Origin of the sequence: Carboxylicivirga sediminis, from assembly GCF_018156225.1 — a bacterium.
Lineage (GTDB): Bacteria > Bacteroidota > Bacteroidia > Bacteroidales > Marinilabiliaceae > Carboxylicivirga > Carboxylicivirga sediminis.
The window spans coordinates 1-3,547 of record NZ_JAGTAR010000071.1 but is presented as its reverse complement, the minus strand read 5'-3'; the positions used below and the strand labels follow the sequence as shown (position 1 = coordinate 3,547).

General features: G+C 35.0%; 4 protein-coding genes. 1 reads left to right on the top strand and 3 read right to left on the bottom strand.

What is annotated here, in order from left to right; genetic code table 11:
- Nucleotides 1-81 precede the first annotated feature (81 nt).
- The 3 genes from KDU71_RS22520 to KDU71_RS22510 form a co-directional block, all read right to left on the bottom strand.
- The gene (locus KDU71_RS22520) at nt 82-546 is read right to left on the bottom strand and encodes a hypothetical protein (protein ID WP_212193387.1); all 465 of its coding nucleotides are present in this window, start codon (nt 544-546) and stop codon (nt 82-84) included.
- A gap of 318 nt (nt 547-864) precedes the next feature.
- On the bottom strand, nt 865-1,677 hold the full coding sequence (locus KDU71_RS22515) for a tyrosine-type recombinase/integrase (RefSeq protein WP_212193386.1): 813 nt from the start codon (nt 1,675-1,677) through the stop codon (nt 865-867).
- Entirely contained in the window at nt 1,658-2,302 is a 645-nt protein-coding gene (locus tag KDU71_RS22510; protein ID WP_212193385.1) for a hypothetical protein, read from the bottom strand. Before KDU71_RS22510 ends, KDU71_RS22515 begins: the two co-directional genes overlap by 20 nt.
- A 98-nt stretch (nt 2,303-2,400) precedes the next feature.
- On the opposite strand from KDU71_RS22510, the gene KDU71_RS22505 reads away from it, so the two are divergent.
- On the top strand, nt 2,401-2,766 hold the full coding sequence (locus tag KDU71_RS22505; RefSeq protein ID WP_212193384.1) for a hypothetical protein: 366 nt from the start codon (nt 2,401-2,403) through the stop codon (nt 2,764-2,766).
- Nucleotides 2,767-3,547: the final 781 nt, after the last annotated feature.

Genomic DNA, 3,547 nt, shown 5'->3' with positions numbered 1-3,547 from the left:
ATCAATCCCCATAGATAGTGATTTCTAACCGGTTGTCGGCAACACCGCGTTCAGACTCTGGTTTTCAACCAGCCAGAACGCTTAGTTATTGGCAAGCGTTTTATTAATTATAGATTTAAATTCGTTTACGACATTTTTCCTTGAACTTAGATACGCTAACCTCATTGGAGCAAAAAATATAAGAATAAGAACAACTCCAAGTAAAGGAAATATCCAATCTGTTTGCACTACTTTTAAAGAAAAGACACCTATATGTATCAATGAATATGTTATTCCCGCCAAAACTAATATTTGAATAAGCATTCCCAAACTATTCAACTTCGTTCTTAGTTGAATTTTCTGCTTTCCATTACTGTTAATAATTTTACCATTTAGTACAGGGTAAAAAGCACCAGACCAACAATATGAATACCTCCATATTTTGAAATTATTTTCATTAATAAAACCTATAAAGTAACCTTCTCTTATAAACAGAACAGTTTTAAGATGACCCAATAAGTTATCTTTTGACTTTTTGAAAATTATATTTTGTATTTTCTGGTGCATGTATTCAATGCGTTAAACTATTATTAATGCTACTTTCAAATTTATTGAATTGATATTGAGTGTATTCTAACTAACGTAAAAACTAGGCCCTATATTTCAATAACTTACAAACCCCTACTATTACACAACAGTGGTTATTGACAATCTGCTACGTTAGCTTCAGAAATCAATAAACTTAAAATGTATTGATTACCTTGTTTTAAAATCAATACCATGGGTTTAAAGGGCGAATGCTTGCCAACTTTTCTGTATCTGCACCTATGTTACCTATATATTTCGTTTGTCACTCGTTATATAATTTGGCTTAAAATAGTTTTTTTAATCCAGAAACTCGTCAATTGGGCTTTTGATGCGTTCAATATGCTTATTACTGACATAAGTATAAATTTCAGTAGTTGTACTTGAATTATGTCCTAATAATTCCTGGATATATCGAAGGTCTGTGCCTGATTCTAACAGATGAGTCGCAAAACTGTGCCTCAATGAATGCAAACCTCCTCGCTTAGGGACGCCGCTTCTGCTAATGGCCTTAAATAATATACGGCTAACACTGGTAGTTGAATATTGTCCACCAAACTGCCCTTCAAAAAGAAGTTTCTTCGGTTTATATTGCTTATAATACTCCCTAAGTAGTTGCAACGAATATTGGCCAAATATTGTATAGCGGTCCTTTTTGCCTTTAGCTCCTAATATTCTGAGTCGCATCCGCTTCGAATCAACATCTTCAATACGCAACCTTAAAGCCTCTCCAATTCGAAGTCCACTGCCATAAATCAATGCTATTATTGTTTTCTGTTTAATGTTGTTAATGCTATTGAGTATACTTTGTATTTCCTCCTTACTCCATACCTTAGGCAATGTTTTACCAACTTTCGGCCGAACAACCTGTTCCAGTTGTATTTCTCTATTTAAAAAACCGTTGTAATACAACTTGATAGCGTTAATGCTTTGGTTAATGGTTTGTTCAGAGTATGACTTTTCGCCAATCATTTTCTGGTGATAATCGTTGATGACATCCGAGTCGAACGCATTGATTTGTTCGAGACTATTTTGCCGATAACAGTTGAGTAGCCTGAGTACATAGTAATAATAGGTATTAACGGTATTCATACTATATGCTTTCAGGTGCATAAAATTTTATGAATTCAATGGGGCAACTTTTGAAATAGAGGTCTTTCTGGTAGGCTTGCTCAAAAAGCAATTGTATGATTCGATAATCTACAATCGATAGCTCATTATGCATCTTCACCCGCAGCCTTGTTGATATTTCCTCCAGAAACCTAATTAGTGTCCATCGTTTGGGAGCTATTACAAAACTTCTTAATTCATTATGCCAGTGCGTGTATTCTGACGCTTTTAATAACCTGAACGTGCTTTTGTTATTTTTAAAGGTGATAGCAATAAGCCGTTCCTGATCATTCTTAACCGGAACTAAAGTGATGGAACCAACTTTTTCAATCTTTTCCAGTATTCCTTTAAAATAATGGGTGTCACCAATCGTCACTTGCTCGGCGCTCTCTTTTAATCTGGCATGAAAATACGAGCTATTGACCTCTGCAATGTCTTCAAAAACATCAATTATATGGCCGATTGCGTTTTCGCCTGACGGAGCCGCATAAGCCCTTAATTCGGGTTGCCATCTAATCCAGCCATTTTGTTGGATTCGTCTTAAGACGGCATCATTTTTCTTAAACAACAAAACACATAAGTCGCCATGTTGGCTTACACGATGATTCAAATAGATGATAGGTCGCATATGTACTTTTTTGTCAATTTAATGACAATGCGTACATTAAGGGTTTATTAAACGTATAAATACGTTTATAAACGTTTAATAAACCAATACCAATCATCATGAAAAGAACTTGTTTATATTGTAATGAAGAGCTAAGAGGGCGAATTGATAAAAAATTCTGTGATTCTCAATGTAAAAGCGCCTATCATAATCATACCTCAGCATCAACTGAAGCATATATCCGCGGCATCAATAAGCAACTTAGAGCTAATAGAAGTGCTCTAAGAACAGCCTGCCCGCAAGGTAAGGCAACTGTTCGGAAAGAGTTTCTGATAAAACTGGGAATGGATTTTAAACATTTAACTCACTCCTGGAAAAGTAAAGGAGGTAACCTGTATTACTTTTGCTACGATTATGGATACACACCTGCCCTTGAGTCTGGTAAAATACTTATTATTCAAAAACAGGATTACATGAAGGAATAGCCGATACAATTATGTAGCGTATATCAACAGCTTCGCCTCCTCAGTTACATATGAATGAGCTCTTCCTCTTAATTACAGCTTTGAATATACTTAATTAGAAAGATATTTTGTTGCTTTTTATATTAATTATGACAATCATATTGGAAAGCGTGATTAATATTCTTTTATTAGTTTTCTACACAACATTGAAATAGTACCTGAGAGCGGCTATGTGTTGCACGGGAAGTCAGAATAAGAACACGAGGAATCTAAAAAGGTGACCGGAGAAGGTGTGAATATTGCCCGAAGACTGAGATAATTTATGCGAGGACATAATAAAATCTATTGAGAGCTGATCCAATTTTTCGCGGAATAGCAAGAACAGGGTATATGCATGTTTCTAATGATTTCTAAGTGGTCTGAGTTCAAAATCTTACGACGTACTCTGGTTAATATTGACACAAGCGTTAGTTATATCTGATGTTTAGTTAAGCCTTTACAGTTTGTGTTCCGCCTAAGCGGGAGCATAAATTATTTTTTTAAAGATGTGGTGGTCATGACCTATTTATCTGTCAATAATTTAGCTGTCTATTATTGAATCTTCAACAAAAAAAATAACCCTGTAGCGCAACCATCCGCCATTTGTTACATCATACTACTAACCTGAGTTCGATTAAAATTACAAAGCTCAAAGTTTCTTAAATAATTGATTTACAATGCGAATTTCAGAAGCGTAGCGAGCTACGGTGATGAAATTTAAAGCAGTAAATCGATTATTTAAGGAAAAGCTTAGAGTTTCACT

Coding starts and splice junctions, on each gene's coding strand:
- KDU71_RS22515 (WP_212193386.1), bottom strand. CDS start 1,677: ATGCACCTGAAAGCATATAGTATGAATACCGTTAATACCTATTATTAC.
- KDU71_RS22510 (WP_212193385.1), bottom strand. CDS start 2,302: ATGCGACCTATCATCTATTTGAATCATCGTGTAAGCCAACATGGCGAC.
- KDU71_RS22505 (WP_212193384.1), top strand. CDS start 2,401: ATGAAAAGAACTTGTTTATATTGTAATGAAGAGCTAAGAGGGCGAATT.
- KDU71_RS22520 (WP_212193387.1), bottom strand. CDS start 546: ATGCACCAGAAAATACAAAATATAATTTTCAAAAAGTCAAAAGATAAC.